General features: G+C 62.7%; 1 protein-coding gene. It reads right to left on the bottom strand.

Features of this window, described 5'->3' with window-relative positions; all coding sequences use genetic code 11:
* Positions 1-32 precede the first annotated feature (32 nt).
* Positions 33-1,204 (bottom strand): IS3 family transposase gene (locus ACGHN1_RS14930; protein WP_390551674.1). Its coding sequence is split into 2 segments (ribosomal slippage): positions 33-952 and positions 952-1,204, totalling 1,173 coding nucleotides; the frame shifts between segments, so codons are not numbered across the junction.
* Positions 1,205-1,271: the final 67 nt, after the last annotated feature.

Raw genomic sequence — 1,271 nt, 5'->3', positions numbered from 1 at the left:
TGACGTGACCCCCAGCTTTCCCCCAGCTGGGATTAGAGTCGGGCGGTTGTTTTGCGCATCAGCGCGGTTGAAGCAATGGGCTGCGTAGCGGAGCCCGTAGGGCGTAGCGAAGCAGGCCATTGCTTCTCCAGTTCGGCGGCGAACGCCGCCGGTGTTGCGTAGCCAAGGGCCGAGTGTGGCCTCTCGCGGTTGTAGTCCTCTACCCAAGCCGCGATCTCGACCCGGGCATGAGCAAGGCTGAGGAACAGCGTTTCGTTCAGCAGTTCGTCGCGCATGCGGCCGTTAAAGCTCTCGCAGAAGCCGTTTTGCATTGGCTTGCCCGGTGCGATGTAATGCCACTCCACACCGCTCTCGCCGCACCATGCGAGCACCGCATTACTGGTGAGCTCGGTGCCATTATCGCTGACGATCATCCCCGGCTTGCCGCGCTCGACGATCAGATCGGCCAACTCGCGCACGACCCTGCGGCCCGAGATCGATGTATCAGGCACCGCTCGCAGGCACTCTCTGGTCACATCGTCGACGATGTTGAGCACGCGGAACCGTCGCCCAGACGCCATCTGGTCGTGCACGAAGTCGAGGCTCCAGCGTTGGTTCGGAAGGGCTGGAACCGGAGTCGGCGCCCTGGTCCCGACAGCACGCCTGCGGCTGCGTCGTCGCCTGACCGCCAGTCCTTCCTCCTGATAGATGCGCTGGGTCTTCTTCCGGTTGATCATCACGCCCTCCCGGCGCAGCAGGATGTGCAGACGCCGATAGCCGAACCGCCGACGCTGGTTGGCCAGCTCGCGCAGCTTCTCACACAGATCGGCATCATCATCCCGCGTGGAACGGTAACGCACGCTCTTGCGATCGGCATCGATGACACGGCACGCCCGCCGCTCGCTCATCCCGTGGCAGTCCTGGAGATGAGCCACAGCTTCCCGCTGCGCGGCGGGCGTCAGAACTTTTTTGCCAGGAGATCCTTCAAGGCAGCCTGATCGAGCATCGCATCGGCCAGCAACCGCTTCAGCTTCGCGTTCTCTCTCTCGAGCTCCCGCAGTCGCCGGGCTTCGGACACCTCCAACCCGCCATACTTAGACTTCCAGTTATAGATCGTCGCTTCCGACACCCCATGCCGCCGGGCCAGGTCGGCTGTCTTCGCTCCCGCTTCGGCCTCCTTCAGCACGCCAATGATCTGCTCTTCGGTAAACCTCAGTCTCTTCATCTCGTCCGTCCTTCCATCAGGGCCGGACTCTAATCGAGACTGGAGGAAAATCAGGGGGTCACGTCAG

The sequence above is a fragment of the Qipengyuania sp. MTN3-11 genome (assembly GCF_042851825.1).
Classification (GTDB): Bacteria; Pseudomonadota; Alphaproteobacteria; order Sphingomonadales; family Sphingomonadaceae; genus Qipengyuania.
The sequence above is the reverse complement of the archived record's forward strand: the minus strand, read 5'-3'. Positions and strand labels throughout refer to the sequence as shown.